The organism is Alloyangia mangrovi, from assembly GCF_002300555.2.
Classification (GTDB): Bacteria; Pseudomonadota; Alphaproteobacteria; order Rhodobacterales; family Rhodobacteraceae; genus Salipiger; species Salipiger mangrovi.
On sequence record NZ_NTHN02000025.1, the window covers coordinates 47,861 to 66,727 of the forward strand.

General features: G+C 67.1%; 16 protein-coding genes and 1 pseudogene. 5 read left to right on the forward strand and 12 right to left on the reverse strand.

Going from position 1 to position 18,867, the window contains the following annotated elements; genetic code table 11:
• Nucleotides 1-13: 13 nt before the first annotated feature.
• On the reverse strand, nucleotides 14-973 hold the full coding sequence (gene coxB, locus CLG85_RS14490; protein WP_095881503.1) for a cytochrome c oxidase subunit II: 960 nt from the start codon (nucleotides 971-973) through the stop codon (nucleotides 14-16).
• 341 nt (nucleotides 974-1,314) lie between these two features.
• Complete coding sequence (locus tag CLG85_RS14495) at nucleotides 1,315-2,142, reverse strand: TetR/AcrR family transcriptional regulator (protein ID WP_260349440.1); 828 nt, start codon at nucleotides 2,140-2,142, stop codon at nucleotides 1,315-1,317.
• 107 nt (nucleotides 2,143-2,249) lie between these two features.
• Here CLG85_RS14495 and CLG85_RS14500 point away from each other — a divergent pair, with 107 nt between their 5' ends.
• Both CLG85_RS14500 and CLG85_RS14505 read left to right on the forward strand, forming a co-directional pair.
• On the forward strand, nucleotides 2,250-3,428 hold the full coding sequence (locus tag CLG85_RS14500; protein ID WP_095881501.1) for an efflux RND transporter periplasmic adaptor subunit: 1,179 nt from the start codon (nucleotides 2,250-2,252) through the stop codon (nucleotides 3,426-3,428).
• Nucleotides 3,425-6,553: an efflux RND transporter permease subunit gene (locus tag CLG85_RS14505; RefSeq protein ID WP_260349441.1), complete on the forward strand. Its 3,129-nt coding sequence runs from the start codon at nucleotides 3,425-3,427 to the stop codon at nucleotides 6,551-6,553. The genes CLG85_RS14500 and CLG85_RS14505 overlap by 4 nt, the downstream gene beginning before the upstream one ends.
• 269 nt (nucleotides 6,554-6,822) lie before the next feature.
• On the opposite strand, the gene CLG85_RS14510 is transcribed toward CLG85_RS14505, so the two are convergent.
• The 9 genes from CLG85_RS14510 to CLG85_RS14550 all read right to left on the reverse strand — a co-directional run bounded on the left by CLG85_RS14510 (nucleotide 6,823) and on the right by CLG85_RS14550 (nucleotide 14,792).
• Entirely contained in the window at nucleotides 6,823-7,275 is a 453-nt protein-coding gene (locus CLG85_RS14510) for a L,D-transpeptidase (RefSeq protein WP_375796926.1), read from the reverse strand.
• Nucleotides 7,276-7,834: 559 nt separating this feature from the next.
• Nucleotides 7,835-8,314, reverse strand: coding sequence for a hypothetical protein (locus tag CLG85_RS14515; protein WP_095884056.1), 480 nt, complete (start codon nucleotides 8,312-8,314; stop codon nucleotides 7,835-7,837).
• A gap of 3 nt (nucleotides 8,315-8,317) precedes the next feature.
• Nucleotides 8,318-9,133, reverse strand: a complete 816-nt coding sequence (locus tag CLG85_RS14520; protein WP_095884055.1) for a DUF3100 domain-containing protein — start codon at nucleotides 9,131-9,133, stop codon at nucleotides 8,318-8,320.
• Between the two features lie 99 nt (nucleotides 9,134-9,232).
• A complete protein-coding gene (locus CLG85_RS14525) occupies nucleotides 9,233-10,768 on the reverse strand; it encodes an aldehyde dehydrogenase family protein (RefSeq protein WP_095884054.1) in 1,536 nt (511 codons plus the stop codon).
• Nucleotides 10,768-11,679: an NAD(P)-dependent oxidoreductase gene (locus CLG85_RS14530; RefSeq protein WP_260349443.1), complete on the reverse strand. Its 912-nt coding sequence runs from the start codon at nucleotides 11,677-11,679 to the stop codon at nucleotides 10,768-10,770. The genes CLG85_RS14525 and CLG85_RS14530 overlap by 1 nt, the downstream gene beginning before the upstream one ends.
• A 127-nt stretch (nucleotides 11,680-11,806) precedes the next feature.
• On the reverse strand, nucleotides 11,807-12,715 hold the full coding sequence (locus tag CLG85_RS14535; protein ID WP_260349444.1) for a LysR family transcriptional regulator: 909 nt from the start codon (nucleotides 12,713-12,715) through the stop codon (nucleotides 11,807-11,809).
• On the reverse strand, nucleotides 12,715-13,854 hold the full coding sequence (locus CLG85_RS14540) for a M20 aminoacylase family protein (protein ID WP_260349445.1): 1,140 nt from the start codon (nucleotides 13,852-13,854) through the stop codon (nucleotides 12,715-12,717). The genes CLG85_RS14535 and CLG85_RS14540 overlap by 1 nt, the downstream gene beginning before the upstream one ends.
• 40 nt (nucleotides 13,855-13,894) lie before the next feature.
• Entirely contained in the window at nucleotides 13,895-14,479 is a 585-nt protein-coding gene (locus CLG85_RS14545; protein WP_260349446.1) for a hypothetical protein, read from the reverse strand.
• Between the two features lie 64 nt (nucleotides 14,480-14,543).
• Nucleotides 14,544-14,792, reverse strand: a complete 249-nt coding sequence (locus CLG85_RS14550) for a VOC family protein (RefSeq protein WP_260349448.1) — start codon at nucleotides 14,790-14,792, stop codon at nucleotides 14,544-14,546.
• Between the two features lie 567 nt (nucleotides 14,793-15,359).
• On the opposite strand from CLG85_RS14550, the gene acuR reads away from it, so the two are divergent.
• The 3 genes and pseudogenes from acuR to CLG85_RS14565 all read left to right on the forward strand — a co-directional run bounded on the left by acuR (nucleotide 15,360) and on the right by CLG85_RS14565 (nucleotide 17,719).
• Nucleotides 15,360-16,004, forward strand: coding sequence for an acrylate utilization transcriptional regulator AcuR (acuR, locus tag CLG85_RS14555; RefSeq protein WP_260349449.1), 645 nt, complete (start codon nucleotides 15,360-15,362; stop codon nucleotides 16,002-16,004).
• Nucleotides 16,005-16,019: 15 nt separating this feature from the next.
• Nucleotides 16,020-17,001, forward strand: a pseudogene (acuI, locus tag CLG85_RS14560) (acrylyl-CoA reductase (NADPH)).
• Nucleotides 17,002-17,020: 19 nt separating this feature from the next.
• Nucleotides 17,021-17,719 carry a dimethylsulfonioproprionate lyase family protein gene (locus CLG85_RS14565; RefSeq protein ID WP_260349450.1) on the forward strand — a complete coding sequence of 233 codons (699 nt, stop codon included), beginning with the start codon at nucleotides 17,021-17,023 and terminating at the stop codon, nucleotides 17,717-17,719.
• Between the two features lie 73 nt (nucleotides 17,720-17,792).
• Here CLG85_RS14565 and CLG85_RS14570 read toward each other — a convergent pair whose 3' ends face one another.
• The gene (locus CLG85_RS14570; protein WP_260349451.1) at nucleotides 17,793-18,818 is read right to left on the reverse strand and encodes a YeiH family protein; all 1,026 of its coding nucleotides are present in this window, start codon (nucleotides 18,816-18,818) and stop codon (nucleotides 17,793-17,795) included.
• Between the last annotated feature and the right edge of the window lie 49 nt (nucleotides 18,819-18,867).

Here is an 18,867-nt window from a genome sequence, read left to right on the forward strand (position 1 = left end):
GCGGCGCGGTCCCTTATTCGAGGCTCATCAGGAAGCTGACGAGCGCGTCGAGCCTCTCGCCCTGCAGGCCCGGATAGGCGGGCATGTCGATATCGGGCTTCATCTCGTGGGTGTCGGTGATCCAGCGCGCCATGTTGTCCGGGGTCATGGCGTAGATCCCCGCTCCCAGCTTGTCGCGCGAGGCGAGGTGGGTAAGATCCGGTCCCACCGGCCCCTGCGCCTCGGTGCCGCGGATGGCATGGCAGGCACCGCAGCCTTCCTCCTCGAAGACGGCAAAGCCCCGATCCCCCTCGGCCACCTGCGCAGGTCGTGCTTCCTGTTCAAGCCATCGGACAAACGCGCCGGGCTCCATCACCACGGCGTCAAAGCGCATCAACGCATGCGCGCCGCCGCAGAACTCTGCGCAGAGCCCACCCCAGTTGCCGAGCTTCCGTGGGGTCAGCGCCAGCGTGGTCTCTCGGCCGGGGATCATGTCCATCTTGCCCCCGAGCGCGGGAACCCAGAACGAATGGATCACGTCGTCAGCGGTCAGCTTGAAAAGGGTCCGCTCCCCGAGCGGCAGGCGAATTTCGTTGGCGGTCGTCACCGGGCCTTCGGGTGTGTCGTAAATCACCCGCCACCACCAGCGTTCCCCGTCGACCCGCACGGTCAGCGCGCCGTCATCGGAGGTGATGTGACGCAGGATGAGCAGCCCCCAGACGAGCAGCCCGCAGACGACCAGCACCGGCAGGACGACACCGCCCCAGATGATAAAGCGCCGGGCCTCGCGCTCGCGATGCGGCTTGGCCTCGGCCCGGTGCGCATATGTCGCCGCGCCGATCACGAGGCTCCAGATCACCGCCGCGCCCGCCAGCACCACCCAGAAAAGCGTCTCGACCGATTGCGCTTCCTCACCGGCGGCGGCGAGCCAGTTGTGGCGTCCCGAGCATCCGGCCAGGAGTGTCAGTGTCGCTGTCGCTCCAAGTGCCCTCAAAGGTTTGCCCCGCCCCCACGAAATCACCGCAAAATCTTTGGTCAACGATACAGGAGGCGAACCGTTCCACGAAATTCATGCGAAATTACCTCGCGGCGTGGATGGCGCAGGCACGCACCGCGGAGAGGGCGGTCATCACCTCGTAGGCCATCATCGGCCAGACCACCGGGTCCGCCTTGTCGGAAAACGCCCACCAGTCGGCGCCGAGCGGGGACTTGCGCGGACATGGCGCATTCCGTCCAAGGGTTGCTTCGGTTTGAGCCAGCCCCGCGTGCCTCAGACAATCCGCCCGGCGATTTTCTGGCAATCGGCGGGTCCGGCCGCACTTGGCCGGCAGTGGGTCAGCCCTGTGCCGTACGGTATGCAACGGCGCGGGCGCGTTGACCGGCCAGGGTATCAGCCTGTCGTGGAAGGACTTGGGCCACCACAACCCACTCTGGACCGACATCCGACACGGGCCGCGGTGCGTTCAGGCAGACAGCAAAAACCCCATGAAGGCCTCGGCCTCCGGCATGCGGACCGCCGTTCCGGCACCGCAGCCGAGCAACCGGTTGGTCATCCGCTCCTCGAGGTCCAACCGGTCTTTGAGCATGGCCAGCCCCCCCGGCGCGGTCGCCCTCCGCGCAGCACTGCCGCGCCTGCGCCAAGACCACCCAGCGCATGCGCCAGGCGTGCTGCAACAAGGACACGGTCATGTCGGTGTCGATCACATCGAAGGCCCCCTCCCGAACGCCATCGGCGACGAGCCGGCGCAGTAGCGGCGTGGCGCGCTGCCGGGACTCCTGATCCAGCTTGAGAAAGATCGACTCGTTGCCAGCCATCATCGCGATGCGTATTACCGCCAGGATCTTGTCCGCATGGTCGAGTTCCCATCGTGTCGTGCCCGCGAGATAGGCCGTGAACCGCGCCGCCGCGCCGCCCGGGCTGCGCTCATAGACCGCCTGACCCGCGGCGGTGCTGGCATCGGTGAAGCGCAGCAACAGCGCCGCGAGCACCTCATCCTTCGAGGCGAAATGATGGTAGAAGCCGCCCTTGGAAATTCCCGCCGCCTCGAGAAGCAGGGCCACGGTCACCTCTTCCCACGGGTGGGTGGACAGAAGGTCGGCCGCGACATCCAAGATTGCGGTGCGTCGGTCCCCTGCACTCATTCTGGAATATTTGGCGGTCACGATTACGTTCTCCGTCTGCTGCACCCTTGATAGCCGACCGACGGTCGGTATGTAAAGGCACGCAAACCAAGCCCCGAACCGGCCCTCATGAGCGAAGGTACCCCAGCATGACCGACCGTCCCGACACCGCGGCTCCGACCAGAGCGCTGCAGTTCGAAACCGACCGCGGTTCGTCGCGCCCGTTCTGGATCGCGCTCTCGCTGGTGGTTGCGCTGGTCGCCTGGATGGGCAGCGGCCTGGTCTTCCCCGGGGCCGAGCCTGAGAAGGACACGGCAATCGCGGATCCGCTGCCCCCTTCGGTCATGGTGCGCCCGTCACAGGCGGAACCGGTCACGCTGAGCTACCGGGCCGAGGGCCAGGCGCTGCCGGACCGCGACACCGAGGTCATCGCCGAGACCGCAGGCACGGTGATCGAGATGCCCGCCTCAAAGGGCGACCGGGTGCAGCAGGGCGACATCCTGGCCCGGCTGGATTCGACCCGCGCCGAAGCCGCGCTGGCCCAGGCCAAGGAACAGCGCACCAATGCCCAGCGGGAGTTCGACAATGCCGCGCAGCTCTTCGAGCGCGGCGTGGCGACGAATGACCGGCTGTCCGAGGCCCGCGCCACGCTGGCCGCCGCCGAAGCCGACGTGGCAAGCGCCGAAGAGGCCATCGGCAATCTTGTTGTCGAAGCCCCCTTCGCCGGGCGCATCGAGGCGCTGCCCGCCAGCGAGGGCGAATACGTGCAGGCCGGGGCCACCATCTCGCGTATCGTCGACAACGACCCGCTGACCGTCGCCATCCAGGTGCCGCAGCAGGCGTTGAGCCGGATCAGCGAGGGTCAGACTGCGCAGGTGAGCTTCATCACCGGCCAGACCCGCGAGGGGCGCGTCAGCTTCGTCGGCGCCGCCGCGGCCGCCGAGACCCGGACGTTCCTGACCGAGATCGAGGTTGCGAACCCCGGCGGCGAGGTGCCCGCGGGCATCTCGGCGCAGGTCACCATTCCCACCGGCGAGGCCAAGGCGCATCGCGTCGCCCCGTCGATCATCTCGCTCGACGAGGCCGGGCAGATCGGACTGAAGACCGTCGAGGACAGTCGCGTCGCGTTCCATCCGATCCAGATCGTGAAGACCGAGATCGACAGCGTCTGGGTCACCGGCCTCGACGACGACGTCACGCTCATCACCCTGGGACAGGGCTTCGTGCGCGATGGCGAAGAGGTCCGGGCCGAGCCGCAGGAGGAAGGCGCGCAGGTCTCCACCAATGCCGCCGACCTGCCGCTCGAAGTCGCCGAGGACAAGCCATGACCAGCCTGATCGACGCCGCGTTTTCCCGCGGCCGCGCGGTGATGATCCTCCTGGCGATGATCCTCACCTTCGGTGCCGTGGCCTATGTCTCCATCCCCAAGGAAGCAAACCCGGAGGTTCCGCTTCCGCTGGTTTATGTCAGCACCACGCTCGACGGCATCAGCCCCTCGGACGCGGAACGCCTGCTAATCGAGCCGATGGAGGCCGAATTCGGCGCCATCGAGGGGCTCGAAAAGATGTCTGCCGAGGCCACCGAGGGCTTTGCCAGCGTGCAACTCGAGTTCGCCGCGGGCGGCGACATCGACGAGGCGCTCGACAAGGTGCGCGAGGCCGCCGACACGGTGCAGAGTGACCTGCCCGAGGACGCGACCACGCTCAACGTCACCGAGATCAACACCGCGCTCTTCCCGATCATCACCGCCGTGCTCTCGGGGCCGCTTCCGGAGCGCACGCTGAATGACATCGCCGAGGCGGTGCAGGACAAGCTCGAGGCGCTGCCCGGCGTGCTCGAGGTCGACATCGGCGGCGCGCGCGAGGAATTCCTCGAGGTGCTGATCGATCCCACGGTCTTCCAGACCTACAATCTCAGCTTCGAAAGCCTGACCAGCCAGCTGCAGCGCAACAACCAGCTCATCGCGGCGGGCGCCATCGAGACCGGCGGCGGGCGCATCGTGCTGAAGGTGCCCGGCCTTATCGAGGATCTCGAGGATGTGATGGATATGCCGGTCAAGGTCGACGGCACCACGGTCGTCACCTTTGGCGACGTCGCCACGGTGCGCCGCACCTTCGAGGACCCGACCGGCTACGCGCGCATCGACGGCCAGCCCTCGCTCGCGCTGGAGGTCACCAAGCGCTCAGGGGCCAACATCATCGACACGGTCGCAGCCACCAAGCAGGTCGTCGACCAGATGAGCGCGGACTGGCCCGACAGCCTGCGCGTGACCTACCTCCAAGACCAGTCCGAGCAGGTGAAGACCCTGCTCTCCGACCTCGAGGCCAACGTCATGGCCGCCATTCTGCTGGTGATGATCGTCATCGTCTTCGCGCTCGGCTTCCGCTCGGCGATCCTTGTCGGCCTGTCCATTCCCGGCGCCTTTCTTGCCGGTGTCGCGATCATCTGGGCAATGGGCTACACGATGAACATCGTCGTGCTCTTCGCGCTGATCCTCGTGGTGGGCATGCTGGTGGACGGCGCCATCGTCACTGTCGAGCTCGCCGACCGCCGCCTGCAAGAGGGCGACAGCCCAAGAGCCGCCTATGCCCATGCCGCCAAGCGCATGGCCTGGCCGATCATCGCCTCGACCGCGACGACGCTCTCGGTGTTCTTCCCGTTGCTGTTCTGGACCGGCCTCATAGGCCAGTTCATGAAGTACCTGCCGATCACCGTGATCCTGACGCTCGGCGCCTCGCTCTTCATGGCGCTCATCTTCATCCCCGTGCTCGGCGGCACGATCGGTCGCAACCAGCCGCAGACCGCGCGCGCCAAGGCCGCGCTGCACGCGGCGGAGCGCGGCGATCCGCGTGACATCTCCGGTCTGACCGGCGCCTACGTACGGCTGCTCGAACGTGCGATTCTGCGTCCCTGGACCACGATTGTCCTCGCCCTGGCGCTGCTGCTCGGAGGCTTCGCGCTTTATGGCCAGTTCGGGCGCGGCATCTCGTTCTTCCCGTCGGTCGAGCCCGAGTTCATGCAGGTGCAGGTCCGCGCCCGTGACAACCTGTCGATCTACGAGCGCGACGATCTCGTGCGCAAGGTCGAAGACCGGCTGGTCGGCACCGAGGGGATCGAGAGCGTCTACGCCCGGTCGACCATGAGCGCCGGCGGCGGCGAGGAGGATGTGATCGGCACGCTGCAGCTCGACCTGGTGGACTGGCAGCAACGCCCCACCGCCGATGAAATCGGCGCGGAAATCCGGGACAAGATGTCGGACATCGCCGGCATCGACGTGCAGGTCGAGACCGAGAGCGGCGGCCCTTCCAGCGGCAAGCCAGTGAACCTGCGGGTCTCGGCGACCGACGCCTCCGAACAGAGCGCCTCGGTGGATGCCGTCCTGGCCGCGATGGAGCGTGTGGGTGGCTTCACCGATGTCACCGACACCCGCCCCCTGCCCGGCGTCGAGGTGGCGATCAACGTCAACCGCGCCGAGGCCGCGCGCTTCGGGGCCGATGTGAGCCTGCTGGGTCAGGCGGTGCAACTGCTCACCCAGGGCATCACCGTGACCGACTACCGGCCGCCCGATGCCGACGGCGAGCTTGACGTCCGGGTGCGCTTCCCCAACGACTCCCGCTCGCTATCGGAGCTGACGAACCTGCGCGTGCCGACCTCGGCGGGCCTCGTGCCGATCTCCAACTTCGTGACCTTCGAGCCGGTCGAGCGCGTCGGAGTCATCCGCCGGATCGACGAAAAGCGCGTCACCACGATCGAGGCGAACGTGGCGCCCGGGCTTTTGGTCAATGACCAGGTCACCGCCCTGCGCGCCGAGCTCGACAGGGCCGAGTTGCCCGAGAGCGCCAGCTACGAGTTCGCCGGCGAGGCCGAGGACCAGCAGGAATCTATGATCTTCCTCGCCCTCGCCTTTGTCGCGGCCATCGTGCTGATGTTCCTGATCCTCGTGGTACAGTTCAACAGCATCTACCAGTCCGTCGTGGTGATGAGCGCCATCGTCTTCTCGATCGGCGGCGTGCTGCTGGGGCTTGTCGTCACCGGGCGGCCCTTCGGCATCGTCATGGGCGGCGTCGGGGTGATCGCTCTGGCGGGTATCGTGGTGAACAACAACATCGTGCTCATCGACGCCTTCAACGACCTGCGCAGGGCCGGGCTCTCGCCGCTCGAGGCGGCGCTCCGCACCGGCGCGCAGCGTCTTCGGCCGGTGGTGCTGACCTCGGTCACGACGGCGCTCGGCCTGATGCCGATGGTGCTGGGGATGAACATCGACTTCATCAGCCGCGAGATCGTCTTCGGCGCACCCTCGACGCAGTACTGGACCGAGCTGTCGAGCGCCATCGCGGGCGGCCTGGTGATCGCCACCGTGCTTACCCTAGTCGTCACCCCGGCGATGCTGATGTTGCGAGAGAAGCCGCGCACGCGCGCCCTGGGCACGCAGGCAGGGCGGCCCGCGGAGTAAGACCGCGCCGCCACCGGCCTCGCTCCGCGCAAGGGGCCGGTGGCGGGAGAGCGAAGCCGGTGGCGAAGTGACCGACATCGCGCCGCTCGGAAACCGGGGCGGTGGGGCATAAGCGTTTCGACGGACCGATGTCGCGGACCGCCACCCCCGGCTCGCGCGCCTGGCAACTGCTCGCCATGCCAGCGCCTTCCCGGCCGACAACGTCGGCCGGGGCTGGTTCGCGGAGCGTCAGGTCGCCGCCGTCAGTCGCGCACCACGGACGGGCCCTCCTACCCTTGTTGGGTGCTGGTTGCGCCAAGCTGCTTGGGATGCAACACGACCCGCGCATTCATCGGCACCTGGTCGTAAAGCTGGGTGATCTGCTCGTTGATGAGGCCCGCACACCCGTTCGACACGGCGCGACCTATGGTGCCCGGATCATCCGTTCCGTGAATGCGCAGGAAGGTATCGCCGCGCTCTGGCGTGAACAGATAGAGCGCGCGCGCGCCGAGGGGATTGCCGGGCCCTCCGGGCATGCCGCCATCGGCGTACTTCTCATATTTTTCCGGCTCGCGCTCGATCATGTCAGGGGTCGGCGTCCAGGAAGGCCACTCCTTCTTGGCCCCAACGTAATACTCGCCGGGCTCGTAGAGGCCATCGCGTCCGACGCGGATGGCATATATCCACGCCTGCCCATCAGGAAGGGACCAGAACAGACGGTACGCGTCCGGATAGACATGCACTTCGTTGGCCGGCAGGGGGGGCGGCCAGGCGCATGAGTTGCGGACGTATCACGCTGGGCACCGGGGGACCGGCGCCGCGGTTTGAGCCCGGAGAACCGCGGGAAGCGCAAGGCCCGCAGCAGAGGCGAGGCCCAGCTTCAGAGCATGACGGCGTGTGGCAAAGGCGTTCATGGATATTCCTTTCCTTTACCGACCCAACATTGATCGGCCAGAGAACACTTGTTTGGCTAACTTAACTAGCGCTTAGCTCTCTGTGCGCCACACGCGGGACAGGCGTGGGAAACTGGCACCGACTTCCGTTACGGAAGCCGCTTCGCCAGATGTACTTGGCCAAGCGGCTCGCTCCGCCAGACCGGGTGCCCACGCCTGTTCCCGCGTTGGGGGTACCGGTGCGGGCCGATTGTCAGCCACTCCTTCAGCCGGACCGACCTGAACCCTCCGGCGTGTCCATCCACGCTGTGCCCCTGGCCGCCGCCAGGTATGGCCATCCCTCCGCTACCTTCGGTGGACAGCTTCCACGGGCCCTGAAGTACGGCCCGTGGTCGGGATCAAGTCGCGATCAGAGGAAGGCCTGCGCCACGATGGCCGAGCCCACGTAGGTGCCGGTCATCACCAGCACCGCGACAACGGCGATCTTCCAGCCCGAGGTCTTGGCGATCTCGATCTCGCGCCTGGCGATCGCGATGCCCGCATAGGCGAGGCACGGCGTGGCGAGCGTCAGGAAGTTCACGTGGCTGACCTTGTCGAGGACCCAGGCGCTGCCAGGTGTCCACGGCATGGTGGCGAGGATGCCGACTGCGGAGATCCAGGCCACCGAAGGCAATTTGAACGGCACGAATTTGGTCAGGAGCATGCCGATCATGCACATCACCCACAGGATGATCAGACCTACCAGCCCCTGCGGCACCGTGTTCTCGGACGCCACGGTGTTGCCAACCAAGGCGATCACGCAGACCACAGCCAACGCCGCGGCATGGGCGCCGAGGCCGAGCTTGGGGTCTTCGGTCAGATCGATGTCGTCAGTACGAATGTCGCTCATGGCTCAGGCTCCGGCTTTCGAGGGCTCTTTGCGGCCCAGCAGGTCGTAGAGTTTCTCGGTCAGCGGCAGCGCCACGAAGACGCAGAGGTAGAGGCCGGTGGCATAGGTCAGCACGTTGGACGCGCCGGCGAGCGCGAGGATCTGCTCCTCCATGTCCGGCACCGCGTGCACCAACGCTCCCGAGCAGGCCGCCATCATGCTGCCCGAGCCGATGCCGCAGGCCATGGCCAGCGCCTCGATCGAGAAGGCCCCGGTGGTGGCCAGGATCGAAGCGAGAATGGCGAAGATGAAGGTGCCGAAGAGCGTGCCGATGACATAGACGCCCATGACGCCCGCGCCCTCCTGGCTCTTCAGGCCGTATTTGTCGGCGATGATCGCGATATTGGGCTCGCGCGCCACCGAGAAGCAGGCACCGATCGACTCGCGGCCCATGCGCAGCACCAGCACGGCGACCGGGAAGGCCAGCACGATGGTGCCGAGGTTGCCCAGTTCCTGCAGGATGAGCGCGGGGCCTGCGTCGATGATCTTGTCCATCGACGGGCCGATGATCGTGCCGAACTTGGCGATGAAGGGCATGATCGCGATGACGATCAGCGGCGAGGCGGCATGCACCTCGCGGTCGCGGATCAGGGCACGGGCGCCGGAGATCACGTTGGGGTTGATCAGCAGCCCCATGACAAAGGCATAGAGCAGCGGCAGCAGCAGGATCGAGCCAATGCCGATGGGCACGGCGATGACCCCGATAAGCTCGGCGATCACGGTGATGACCAGCACGCTGCCGTGCAGCCGCCAGTCAAGAAGGATGTCTTTTATTGGCATGAGGGGACCTCTCTGTTGTCGCCCCCTTGGAGGGGCGCATTGGCCGGGACCGGGCTGCTACCCGGTCCGCGGCGGAAGTTGAAGGCGAAAGCCCGCCGATCAGCCCGGTGCGTAGCCGAAGCCCTGCGCGGGGTTGGCCGCGGTTTCGACCCAGACGGACTTGGTTTGGGTGTAGGCGGCCAGCGCCTCGCGCCCCGACGACCGGCCGTAGCCCGAGCGCCCGAAGCCGCCGAAGGGCGACATGACGTTGATCGTCTTGTAGCTGTTGACCCAGAAGGTGCCGGCCCGAACCTGTGCCGCCATGCGATGCGCCCGGCCCACGTCCTGCGTCCAGACCGCACCGGCAAGTCCATAGGGCGTGGCATTGGCCAGCGCGATGGCCTCTTCCTCGGTGTCGAAGGGCAGCACCGAGACGACCGGGCCGAAGACTTCCTCGTTGGCGATGGTCATCTGCGGTGTGACCTGATCGACCACGGTGGGGGCGAAGAAGAACCCGCCGCTTGCCGCCAGCGCCTCGGGTTTCGCGCCGCCGCTGGTGATCTCGGCGCCCTGCGCCACGGCCTCGCGCACCATCTCGTCGATCTTCGACCATTGCCGGGCGTTGTTCACCGGGCCGATCTGCGTCGCCGGGTCCATCGGTGCGCCGACCGGGATATTGCCAGCCGCAACACTCAGCTTTTCAACCATTTGCGCGTGAACCGAGCGATGCACCAGCAGGCGCGAGCCCGCGACGCAGCTCTGACCGCAGGAGGCGAAGATCGCCGCCTGAGCGCCGATGACAGCGCGGTCGAGGTCCGCATCGCCGAAGACGATGTTGGCTGACTTGCCACCCAGTTCCAGCACCGAGGGCACCAGCCGCTTCGCCGCGGCACCGGCGATCTTCGAGCCCGCCTCGGCCGAGCCCACGAAGACCACCAGCGCCGTCGCCGGGTTCTCGATCATCGCCTGACCCGAGCCCGGCCCGTCGCCCGCGATGACGTTGACAAGACCCTTCGGCGCGCCCGCCTTCTCGCAGAGGATGCCCACCACGATGGACGACAGCGGCGTCAGTTCCGAGGGCTTGATCATCACGCCGTTGCCCGCGCAGATCGCCGGGGCAACCTGCCAGCAGCAGGTGAAGAGCGGCGCGTTCCACGGGGTGATCTGGCTGACCACGCCGAGCGGCTCGTGGCGGGTGTAGTTCAGGTGCGTCGAGGGCACGGGGATGACGTCGCCAGTGATCTTGTCGCACCAGCCCGCGTAATATTCGAACATCTCGGCCATGCGCGCCGGCTCGCCGGTGGTGTCGCGGATCGGGCGGCCCGAGGACAGCGCCTCGAGCTCGGACAGCGCGGCGGCATTGGCGCGCAGCTGGCGGCCGATCTCGAACATGATGCGGCCGCGCTCCGAGGCGGTCTTGGCGAACCATTCCTTCTGCGCGCGGGACGCGGCCTCGGCGGCCTGCGCCACGACGTCGGCACCGGCATCCCTGTAGCGGGCGAAAACCTCGCCCGTCGCCGGATCTGTGAGCTCGAGCGCGTGGCCGGTGCCCGGCACCAGTGCGCCGCCAACGTAAGATTGCACTTCGGAGGAACCCGTGAAGTTCTTCAGCAGTTCAGCCACGCGGGCCGCGGTATCGATGATGTCCTTGGCCATCACATCTTTTCCTTCTGGCTCAGGCGGTCCACTGCGGGATCGCCCATATGCATGAAATCATCGGCGTCCTTGAGGCCCGAGTTCTCCTCGGCCCAGAGATCCGCCACGAGGTCGGCCACCGGCATCGCGCAGCCGACGCTCTGCGCCAGCTCGCGGGCGAGCCGCACGTCCTTGCGCATCAGCCCGGTGCTGAACCCACTGTCGAAACTGCGCGGCAGCACCCAATTGGGGAAGTGGATCTCCGACAGCGCGCTGCGCCCGGTGGCCGAGTTGATCACCCGCAGCGCGTCTTCGGCGCCGACGCCCGCCGCCTCGGCTAGTCGAAGCGCCTCAAGCGTGGTGACCATGTGGCTGGCGACCAGCATGTTGTTCACCAGCTTGGCGACATTGCCGGCGCCGCTGGGGCCGACGTGCAGGATCTTCGCCGCCATCGCCTCGAGTGCGGGCATCGCTGCGCCGACCCATTTCTCATCGCCGCCGAGCATCACCGAAAGCTGTCCCGATGCGGCTCCCGAAGGCCCGCCGCTGACCGGCGCGTCGAGGAAGCCGTGACCCGCTTCGGCAAGTGCCGCCGCGAGCTTGCGGCTGACCTCGGCCTCGGAGGTGGAGGTGTCGATGATGACCTTCGCCCCGGCTCCCGCGCCAAGCAGCCCGGCGCCTTGTGCCGCGGCGATGACGCCTTCGACATGCGCCGCCGTGGGCAGCGAGAGCACGATGACTTCCGCCGCGGCGAAGACGTCCTCGGGGCTGGCCTTGGGCGCGATGCCCGCCTCGCGGGCGCGGTCCTGCGCGGCGGGCGCCGGGTCGTATCCCGCGACCTCGAACCCGGCGCGGGCCAGGCTCGATGCCATGCCGAAGCCCATGGCCCCAAGCCCGATCACCCCGGCCCTTTTGCCTGTCTCTGCTGCCATGTGATCTCCTGTTCTCTTCCGTTGCGACCCTCGCAGGCCGGTGTTCGGAAAACTATCCGGAGGAGGCGTGTTCACAGGAAGCGCTGCATTCGAGCACATTGCGTTGCCCTGCAGGCAACACGGAAGGTCAGGCGCGGAATGCCACCATGCGATCAGACAGGAAGCTCGCCACCAGTTCCACCGATTTCGGCAGGCGGCGGCGGGCGCGCACCATGAGGTGGGTGCTGACCCGGTGAAGCGCCGGCTCGTCCAGTTCGATCACCGCAAGATCACCGCGATCCGCCTGAATGGACGCGGAAAACCTCGGCAGGAAGGTCACGCCCATGCCCGCGCTCACGTATCGGATCAGCAGCGCGATCGAGGCGGTCTCGACATGCACCCGCAGCGCCAACCCGCGATCCGCCGCGACCTGACCGACGAGGTGGCGGATGGCGTGGCGGGCGTCGAGCATGGCGACGGGATGCTCCAGCACCTCGGCGAGCCCGACGCTCTGACGGCCCGCCAGAGATGAATTTGCAGGCACCACGGCACAGAGCGGCTGGCGCCCCACTGCCAGAGAGCGCGTCGCCTCGGTCACCAGAGGGTTGTAGGCGATGCCGATATCGGCCTCGCCCTCGACCACCCGGCGCTGCAGCTCGCCGGTCCCCGCATGGTCGATGGAAAACCGAAGGTCGGGTTGCAGGCGGCTCAGCTCCGACAGGCCGTTCTCCATCAGGTCGGCGGTGAACCCCTCGCCGAGCGCGATGCGCACGGTCTGCGTGCGTCCCGCGCGGTAGCGGCCGATCTGGTCGAGAAGGAAGGTCTGCTCGTCCTGCAGGTGCAGCGCGTGCTCGCGCAAGAGCTCGCCGGCCTCGGTCACCGTCACCCCCTTGGAGCTGCGCTCGAGCAGCGTCACCCCGAGCCGCGCCTCGGCTTCGGCGATCTTGCGCGAGATCGCAGACGGCACGACGCTCAACCGCTCCGCCGCGCGGCGGATCGAGCCCTCCTGCGCGACGGCGAGGAACTCTCGCAGGAAGCGGCTGTCGAGCGCGTCCATTACCCGGCCGTGGCGCGGCGGGCGAGCCGCACCCAGAATTCCGCCCCGGCGGGCAGCACAGCATCGTTGAAGTCGAACTTCGCCGAATGCAGCCCGGGGTTCTCGCCTTCGCGCGCCGCGCCGAGCCAGAGGTAGGCGCCGGGCACCTCGTTCAGCATGAAGGCGAAATCCTCGGACGCCATGCTCGGGCCGACCATCGCGGTATCAAGACCCATCTCGCCCGCCACCTCGCGCGCCAGCGCGGCCTCGGGGGCGGTGTTGATGGTGGCCGGATAGCGGCGCTGGTAATCGATGTCGGCGGTGCAGCCCTGCGCGGCGGCCTCGGCGGTGGCGATCCGGCGCAGGCGGTTCTCGATGATGTCGCCTGCCTCGGCGCCGAACCAGCGGCAGGTGCCGCTGAGCACCGCGCGGTCCGGGCAGACGTTGTAGGCCGAGCCGCTGTGGATCTGCGTGACCGAGACCACGCCGGGCTCGAGCGGCGAGAGGGCGCGGGCCGGGATCTCCTGAAGCGCGGCGGCCATGCGTCCGGCGGCGGCAATCACCCCGTCGGACTGCTCGGGCATGGCGCCATGGCCACCCTTGCCGAGGATCTCGATGTCGAAGACCGAGAAGGCCGCCATCATCTTGTCGTCTCGCGCGACGAAGCGCCCGGGGGCGAGGCCGGGCCAGTTGTGGATGCCGAAGACCCTGTCCATCGGGAACTGGGTGAACAGCCCCTGCTCGACCATCACACGCGCGCCGCCCTCGCTTTCCTCGGCGGGCTGGAAGATCAGCGTGACGGTGCCTTGCTCGACGCCCTCCGCCGCGATCTTCCGCGCCGCGAGCAGCAGCATGGCGGTGTGCCCGTCGTGGCCGCAGGCGTGCATCTTGCCGGGAATGGTCGACGCGTGCGCGACGCCGGTCGCCTCGAGGATGGGCAGCGCGTCGATGTCGGCGCGCAGACCGATGACCGGCGCGCCCTGCCCCATCTGCGCCACCACGCCGGTGCCAGCAAGGCCGCGATGGACCCGCCAGCCCCAGCCGGTAAGCAGCCCGGCGATCATCTCCGAGGTCCGGTGCTCCTCGAAGCCGAGTTCGGGGTGGCGGTGCAGGTCGTGGCGCCAGGCGATGGCTTCGGCGATATGGTCTTGGTCGAACATCGGGTCTCCTTGGGCACGCGCTCGTGCGCCGGGTCATGGGTCAGGGCGCCTCGGGCGCCTCCTGGAAGGTGAGCAGGATGCCGCCCAGCCGGGCGGGCTCGGTGAGGACAAGTGCGCCGCGGGCCTCGTGACAGGCGAAACCGCCTGCATCGACGAAGGGGCGGACCCGATCGAGCGCGCAGCAGCCGAGGTCGAGCGAGATCACCGAGGGTGCGCCATCGGGTGCGAGCTCCTCGGGAAGCGGGCCGAAAAAGGCGCGGGCGGCATCGCGGCTGAGCACCCGCCAATGTCCCTTGCCGGTAGCGACGGTGAAGCCCCAGCCGGTTTCGGTGACCGCCTCGGGACCATGCAACGTGGCGAGCCAATCCCTCACCGCGAGTTGGTCCTTTGGCTCGGCGAGGATCGTGGCAGAGACGAAGCCATGCGCGCCATTCGGATGGTCCATCCATCTGGGAAATTCGATCAGGTCGCGGCGGTGTTGCTGGCAGGCGAACATCGACAGGCGCGGCAGGCCGGACCGGGTAAAAATCTTCAGCGTTGTCGCAGTGCGGTCCGGCGTGCCGTCATCGCGCAGAACGTCCCGACCGAACTCGATGGTCCCGGCGCACTGCCCGCCGCGCGCCACGACCGCCGCTTCATCCGCCGCCGCATCAGTGGAGTTGAGCGCCGAAAGCGGTACCCCTTCGCGCTCATTGAGCCAGTGCTGGACATGGCGGCCAAAAAAGGAAGTCTCCCGCCGGGTACCCGTCGAGCAGACGCTCATCGCCAATTCCCACCAGTTCCAGCAGTTGGTTGCGGAAGATGACCAGCGCGGTCGAGGTGCCCCAAGGGTGCATCCCCGGCGGTTTCATCAGGAAGCCGAGCGACAGGTAGGTCTCGCGCACCTTGGCCAGATTGCGCACGCAGACCAGCGGATGGTCGATCCCAAGCGAAATCATTGAGCCCGGCCTTTCACCTCTGCAAGCGTTCCGAAACCAGCGTATCCCCAGCGAGGAATTCGCCGCGCGCGCAGGTGATCGGAAGGTCTCCGAGCGCGGTCTCCACGAAATCTGGCAGGGTCGCGACAGAGGCAGACGACCGGAACGCGCAACCACGCGGGCGCCATGGCCTTTGGCAGAGAAGCGGCAGGCGCGTCCGCCATCAGATGGGACAATTCGGGCCGCTCCTCTGGCTGGAGTCCGAGCAGCGCTCCCATTACCCGCTCGGGAGAATGCAGGTCAGGCGTGGCTGACAGAAGTGTTTGCTGCAATGGAAGTGCGCTCATCGGGCTTCGCGTGGTTGTCGAAAGGTCCCACGAAGCTGCCCCGAGTTGAGTGCTGCGCACAAGAGCGGAAATGTTCCCGCCGTGTTGCCCCTGGGAGAACGCCAAGATTGCGCAACGAAGCGCTGTGGGAGGCGACTGGCTTCGCCCGGGCAGGCGTCTTGACCATTCGAGTGGCTCGTTTCCAGATCGTCTGGATTTATTAGACCGGATCGTCTATTAAATATTCATGATCCGGAAAGATATGTCTCCACCGCCTGTCAAGAAGCCCCGGCGCGGCCGCCCGCCCGGGGTGCCGGAGGCCTCGCAGTCCCGCCGCAACCTCATCCGCGCCGGGCTCGAGCACCTGACCGAGAAAGGATATTCTTCTGTCGGGGTCGACGAGATCCTGAAAACCGCGAAGGTTCCCAAGGGGAGCTTTTACCACCACTTCCGCAACAAGGCCGATTTCGGCCTCGCACTCATTGCTGCCTACGACACCTATTTCGCCGGGCTTCTGGATCAGGCATTCCTCGACGAAGACCGCTCACCTCTGGAACGGCTCGGCCTCTTCACCATGATGGCCGAGGAAGGCATGGCCCGGCATGGCTTTCGGCGCGGTTGCCTCGTCGGAAATCTGGGCCAGGAAATGGGGGCCTTGCCCGACGACTTCCGTGGCGCGCTCATGGACGTTCTGGAGACATGGCAAAAGCGCACTGCGCAGCTTTTCAGGGACGCGCAGGCGCGCGGAGAGCTTTCCGGGGCGCATGATCCCGACGCGCTTGCCGAGGTCTTCTGGATCGGCTGGGAAGGCGCGATCTTGCGCGCCAAGCTCGAGCTGCGCCCCGACCCCCTGCGCAGGTTCACCAAGACGTTCGTTCGCCTCTTCGAGACCCAGACACCCAAATAACCGAAGGACAAGACCATGAAAGCCGTGCTGATCGAGAAGCCCGAAAACACCCAGTCCGTATCGGTGACAGAGGTGACTGAAGAGCAGTTGCCCGATGGGGACGTCCTGGTCGACGTCGCCTATTCGACCCTGAACTACAAGGATGCGTTGGCCCTCACTGGCAAGGCGCCGGTCGTGCGGCGCTTCCCCATGGTTCCGGGCATCGACTTTGCGGGCACGGTTGCCGAGAGCAGCCATGCCGATTTCAAACCCGGCGACCGGGTCATCCTGAACGGCTGGGGCGTGGGGGAAAAACATTGGGGCGGACTGGCCGAGCGTGCGCGGGTCAGCGGGGACTGGCTGGTCCCCTTGCCGGCGCCCATCGACTTGCGGCAAGCCGCCGCGATCGGGACCGCGGGCTATACGGCAATGCTCTGTGTCCTGGCCCTCGAGCGACAGGGCGTCATGCCCGGCGACGGCGAGATCGTCGTCAGCGGCGCCGCCGGTGGTGTCGGCAGCGTTGCCACGGCGCTGCTTGCCGGGAAGGGCTACCAGGTTGCGGCGGTCACGGGACGCGCTGCCGAGGCAGACTACCTGCGTGGTCTGGGGGCCGCGTCGGTGATCGACCGCAGCGAACTGACCGGCAAGGTCCGACCGCTGGGCCCGGAGCGCTGGTCCGGGGGGGATTGACGTTGCCGGCAGCACGGTGCTCGCCAACATGCTGTCGATGATGAAATACAGGGGCGTCGTGGCGGCCTGCGGTCTTGCCGCCGGCATGGACCTCCCTGCGTCGGTCGCGCCGTTCATCCTGCGCGGCGTGACCCTGGTGGGGATTGACAGCGTCATGTGCCCCAAGCCCGACCGCCTCGAGGCGTGGGCGCGGCTGGCAAGCGATCTCGACCTCGGTCAACTCGAGAAGATGACGACCGAACTCCCCTTCGACGACGTCATTGAAACCGCGTCGAAGTTCATCGACGGGACGGTCCGCGGACGCATTGTCATCCCGGTCAACCCCTGAACCACTCAGAGACCTCAGTATGAACACCCCATCCGACTGCGCCGCACAGCTCCGCCTTCACGACTGCCCAGACTGGCTTTACCTTCTGCGCGAGTTTGATGCCCTCTACCGTCATGGCTCGGCCGGGGGCAGCCGCCTGATCCGAGCGCATCGCAAGCGGGTGCGGGATGCCCTGGCGTCGATCCTTGATACAAACCCCGAGATCACCGGTCGCGCCCCGGAGGTGAAGCCGGTCACGGCTCACCTCGGCCGGGCCCTCGATCTCGGGGAACGCGGCGCGGTGCAGGGCATGTCCCGGGCATTGGCGCGCGTCTCGGACCAGCTCACCTGGGAATATGGTTACGAGAAGGTGCCGAAGGCCCTCGCCCGAAAATACGCCTATTGCGAAATCCTCGGTCCACGTGGACCAGTCCGCGCGGAGAAGCTGGTGCTTGGTTTCGTGCTTTTTGCACCGAGCACCACCTATCCGCAGCACAGCCACAAGGAGATCGAGGAGAGCTATATCTCGGTCGCCGGTGCCTGGTCGGAGAACGACGCGGCGGTTCATGCGCCTGGATCCCTGATCCTGAACCGACCCGGTCTGGAGCACAGGATCACCACGGGTGAGCACGCCCCCTGTCTATTGGCCTATGCGTGGACTGGTTCGGAAGACCGGCTGAACCAGCCGGACATGAAGCTCAGCTCGCCTCGGAAGGCACGGATCGCGCAGGGGATTTGAAGCAAGGCCGCCCGCCTGCGCGGCGTCCTAACGTCTGGCGCGCGCTTCGATCCTGCTGACCCGCCGCACCGGCTCAGACCAGCCCAAGCAGGAGCGGGACCAGCACCAGTGCCGCGAGTGCCGCGGTCTGCACCGCCAGCATGGCGATCGCCGTGCCGCCGACGTCGGCGAGCTTGGCAAGCGAGGTCTTCATGCCCACCGCGGCCACCGCGGTCACCAGCAGAGCACGCGACAAGGTCGAGGCGGGAGTGATCACCGCTTCCGGCACGAGATGGAAAGAATTCAGCGCCGCCAACACGAGAAAGGCCGCGACGAAGCCCGGCAGCAGCGGCGGGCGCGCCTCGGCCGCCGGCGCGTGCCGGCGCATGGCGAGTGCGCCGATCAGCACCACCGGGGCCAGCATGGTGACCCGGATCAGCTTGACCACCGTGGCGATGTCGCCGGTCTCGTCCGACACCGAGTAGCCCGCGCCCACCACCTGCGCCACGTCGTGAATGGTACCGCCGAGGAACAGCCCGGTCATGTGCTGGTCGAGCCCAAGTGCCTCGGCGAGGATCGGATAGGCGATCATCGCCACCGTGGAAAAGGCAGTGACCGAGATCACAGTGAACGAGAGATCCCGCTCGGCGGTCTCGCGCTGCGGCAGGATGGACGAGATCGCCATCGCCGCCGAGGCGCCGCAGATCGCCACCGAGCCACCGGTAAGAAAGCCGAAGGCCCGATCCTTGCCGACGAAGCGCGACAAAAGGATCGAGCCGAGAATGGTCCCCGCCACGCAGAGCGCGATGACCAGCACGAAGCCCCAGCCGATCTGCCGCACCATGTCGAGCGACACCCGCAGCCCAAGTAGCGCCACGCCGATGCGCAGCAGCCCCTTGGCGGCAAAGGTGATGCCGGGGCCGGTATTCTCGTGCTCGGACAGGAAATGGAACGGGATGCCGAGCAGGATCGCCATCAGCATCACCGGCGCGCCGTAATGGTTCGACAGGAACTGCGCCGCCATTGCCAGCACGATTGCCAGCGCCGTGCCGGGCGCAAGAACCTTGGCCCGCGCGATGATGCGGCGCGGATCCGAAAGGGTGGCGGTGAGTGCGCTCATGTCCTGTCCTCGGTGGGGTCTGGAGACTTTGTTGGGCCGGGCCAGATGA